The following is a 3,729-nucleotide window of genomic DNA, read 5'->3' as shown; positions in this document are numbered from 1 at the left end:
CCCAGCGCCAGCCGGTCCTGCCTGCTGGTTGGTGTTGGGGTTTCAGTTCTGGCTCCGCCACCTATGTCGAGGCCTGACCCTGGGAGGACGGCTCTATTTCACCCCCTGTAGCACTGGAGGAATGGGGTGCCGCCGCCGGCTTGTGCCAGGCCTTTTTCTGCACCTGCCGACAGCGGGCAATGGCCAGGGCATCGTCCGTCACGTCCTTGGTGATGGTGGAGCCGGCCGCTATGGTCACGTCACGCCCCAACGTCACCGGCGCCACCAGCACGGTGTTGGCGCCAATGCTGCTGCCCTCCCCAATGGTGGTGGGGTGTTTGCTGGCGCCGTCAAAATTGGCCGTGATGGTGCCGGCCCCCACGTTGACGCCCCGCCCCAGTTGGGCATCCCCCAGGTAGGTCAGATGGCTGGCCTTGACCTCGGGACCCAGACGGCTGTTTTTCACTTCCACGAAGTTGCCCACCTTGCAGTGTTCCCCCAGCACCGCCCCTGGCCGCAGATGGGCGAACGGTCCAACGACGCTGCCCCGCGCCAGTCGAGCCTGGCGCACCACAGAAAAGGTCACCTCCACGTCCGCCTCAAGCTGGCTGTCCTCGATTAAGGCGCCGGGACCAATGCGGCAGCCGTCCCCAATGCTGTTGCTGCCCCGGAAATGGCTTTGGGGTTCCACCACCACGTCCCGGCCAAAGCGGGTGCCGGCGCTGAGGCTACAGCTTACGGGATCCAGGAAGCTGACGCCAGCCGCCAGCCATTGCTGCCGTAAGCGCTGCTGCACCACCTGCTCACAGGCCGCTAGTTGGCTGCGGTCGTTGACGCCAATGATCTCCGTCCCGTCCTCCACCGTGAGCTGGGTAGCCGGATTCAGGAGACCCACAGCATCGGTGAGGTAAAGCTCCCCCTGCTGGTTGTCCGCCTTGAGTTGGGGCAGCACCGCGGCCACCGCAGGCCAGTGGAAGCAGTACACCCCTCCGTTGACGAGTCTGTTGCGGCGCTGCTCGTCGGTGCAGTCCCGGTCTTCCACAACGGCTCTCACCCGCTGCCGCTCGTCACAAAACACCCGCCCATAGCCCTTGGGCTCCTCCAGACAGGCGGTGAGGACGGTCACGGCGCTGCCGCTCCGGTGATGGTGCTCCACCAACCGGCCCAGGGTGGTGCTGCGCAGCAGGGGCACGTCCCCGTTGAGCACCAGCAGGGTGCCGCTAAAGTTCCCCAGGGGTTGCAGGAGTTGCTGGACACTATGACCCGTGCCCCGCTGCGGCTGCTGCAAGACGAACTCCACCTGCTGGTGACGGCGCTGCACGTGCTGTTGCACCCGCTCCGCCTGGTGACCCACCACCAGCAACCGCCGTTGCGGGTTCAGGAGTTCACAAGATTCCAAGACCCAGTCCACCAGCGTGGCGCCTGCCAAAGGCTGAAGCACTTTGGGGTGGGCACTGCACATGCGCGTTCCCTTCCCCGCCGCCAAAACGGCAACCGCCAACATCTGTCCACTGTCCACTGGCACTGACCATGGTAGGCGGAGCCACCGGCCCCATCAAGGCTGGCCGTTGACAGCAGTGTGGACATTGCGGCGCCACATCCAGGGCTTGATGCGCCGCAGGGCCGATCCCCGCAGCTTCTTATCCCAAGTGTCGTCATCCCAACTGAGCAGGTGCTCCGGGCTGGCCGTGAGCATCCAGTCCGCTGGCTGACGCTCAGGATCCGCCGTGGGGGTGACCGTCCGGTTCCAGGGGCACACCTGTTGGCACAGATCGCAACCGGCAATCCAGCCCCGCAACCCCTTGGCCACCTCAGGAGGCAGGGCAGGGTTGCGGTTTTCAATGGTGTGAAAGGCGATACAGGCGCGGCTGTCCACCACGAAGGGTTCGGGGATGGCGCCCGTTGGGCACACCTGCAGGCAGCGGCGGCAACGGCCACAGAGGGGCGCCTGGGGAACATCGGCCGGCAACTCCAGGGTGGTGAGCAGGTGGCCCAGCAACAGCCAGGAGCCATGGCGGGGATGGATCAAGTTGCTGTGTTTGCCAATCCAGCCGATTCCCGCCGCCTCCGCCCAGGCCTTGTCCATCAGTGGGGCGCTGTCCACACAGGCCCGCCAACGGCAGTGCGGCTGCTGCCGGCTCAACCAGCGCCCGATAGCCCGCAGGCGCCGGTCAATGGTGCGGTGGTAGTCCCGACCCCAGCCGTAGCGCGCAATGGACAGCACACCGGGGCGTTGCTGCTGCCCTGTCCAGTAGTTCAGCCCCACCGCCAACAAACTGCGCACCCCCGGCAGCAGACTGTTGATGTGGCGGCGCCGTGGATCCGCCATCCAGCCCAGAGAGGCCTGATGCCCCGCCCGTAGCCAGCGCTCCAGGGCAGCTGTGCGGGCAGGCACCGCCGCCGGCTGATCCACCCGGCCGATGCCAGCCACCACAAACCCCATGGCCAGGGCTTTCTCCTTAAGCTGAGTGGCGAGAAGAGGGGCATTCATTGTCGTGGGGGAGGCCCATCCGCGAGGGCTGCCTTACCCAATCATGCTGCTTGAGCCATTGCTACACTACGTGGACAGTGGTGGAGCACATCGGTGTATAAGTCGAGGAGGCGGCGACCATGAAGTTGGCCCGTGTGGAGATCGAGAACTATCGCGCAATCCAGAAGCTGGACCTGCCGCTGCATCCCGGCCTGACGGTGCTTCACGGGAATAACGGACTTGGCAAGACCAGCGTTCTGAGCGCAATCGCTACGGGTCTTGGGGGTATTCAGAAGATCTTGAAAGACGCGTCGAGCATTGAATTTGATAAATCGGACCCTCGCGGCTCAGGGCAGGTGCAGGTGAGGCTGACGACTGTGGACGACATCGCATGGGAACGATGCATGGATGGGCCGCAGAAAAGACACGCCCTCGGGAAGTTAGAGAAAAGAGACGACCTTGGGAAGTTAAAGGACGTCATGAATGCCATCATGAATGCAGACTGGAGGGAAACCAAACCGCTGGACTTGCCCATCGTGGCCTTCTACGATACTGATCGGGCCGTGTTCGACCTACCGCAACGCCGTACGGGATTCAAGACTGAATTTTCCCGCTATGAGGCATTAAAAGGTGCCTTGTCTGCCCGTACTGACTTTCGGAACTTCTTTGAGTGGTTCTACGCCAGGGAAAACGAGGAGTTGAGGGAGCAAAAAGAACATCTGGACTTCAACCACCGGCTCGGCGATCTTGAGACTGTGCGCAAGGCCATCGAAGCCATGCTCCCTGGCATATCCAACCCCAGGATCAAACAGGATCCACTGCGTTTCGTAGTCTCTGTCCAGCGGGACGACGAGAAGCCAGAAGAACTCTTCATCAAACAGTTGAGCGGCGGTTACCAGATCATGCTGGCTCTGGCGAGTGACCTGGCGCGCCGGATGGCCCAGGGGAATCCTCATCTGGAAGATCCTCTCCAGTCGGAAGCGGTGGTGCTGATCGACGAGATTGAATTGCACTTGCACCCCTCGTGGCAGCAGAGGATTCTGGACGATCTCACAAGGACGTTCCCCAACACCCGGTTCATCGTCTCCACCCACAGCCCCCAGGTGCTCACCACCGTCAAACCGGAACACATCGTAGAGCTTGAGCGGGAGCAGGGTTGCATTGTGCCGAGGTCTGTTGGTGCCGTCCCCACCTATGGTGCGGAAGCGGGGGACGTGCTGGCAGCGGTCATGGGGGTGGAGGAGCGGCCGCCAGGGAACGAGTTTGTGAAACTCTTGGCT

The 3,729-nt window shown here is 63.1% G+C and carries 3 protein-coding genes; 1 reads left to right on the top strand and 2 read right to left on the bottom strand.

Going from position 1 to position 3,729, the window contains the following annotated elements:
- Positions 1–61: 61 nt before the first annotated feature.
- Together glmU and queG are read right to left on the bottom strand one after the other, a co-directional pair.
- The gene (gene glmU, locus FLM9_RS00570) at positions 62–1,483 is read right to left on the bottom strand and encodes a bifunctional UDP-N-acetylglucosamine diphosphorylase/glucosamine-1-phosphate N-acetyltransferase GlmU (RefSeq protein WP_074456775.1); all 1,422 of its coding nucleotides are present in this window, start codon (positions 1,481–1,483) and stop codon (positions 62–64) included.
- A gap of 51 nt (positions 1,484–1,534) precedes the next feature.
- Positions 1,535–2,470, bottom strand: coding sequence for a tRNA epoxyqueuosine(34) reductase QueG (gene queG, locus FLM9_RS00565; RefSeq protein ID WP_074456774.1), 936 nt, complete (start codon positions 2,468–2,470; stop codon positions 1,535–1,537).
- A gap of 119 nt (positions 2,471–2,589) precedes the next feature.
- On the opposite strand from queG, the gene FLM9_RS00560 reads away from it, so the two are divergent.
- The coding region (locus FLM9_RS00560) for an AAA family ATPase (protein WP_102135440.1) at positions 2,590–3,729 on the top strand (1,140 nt) is incomplete at its 3' end.

Source organism: Candidatus Synechococcus spongiarum, from assembly GCF_900047545.1.
GTDB lineage: Bacteria > Cyanobacteriota > Cyanobacteriia > PCC-6307 > Cyanobiaceae > Synechococcus_B > Synechococcus_B spongiarum_C.
This window is presented reverse-complemented; position numbering and strand designations above follow the sequence as displayed.

What these genes read in the sequence shown, in the direction of transcription:
- queG (WP_074456774.1), bottom strand. Translation starts at nt 2,470, where the DNA reads ATGAATGCCCCTCTTCTCGCCACTCAGCTTAAGGAGAAAGCCCTGGCC.
- glmU (WP_074456775.1), bottom strand. Translation starts at nt 1,483, where the DNA reads ATGTTGGCGGTTGCCGTTTTGGCGGCGGGGAAGGGAACGCGCATGTGC.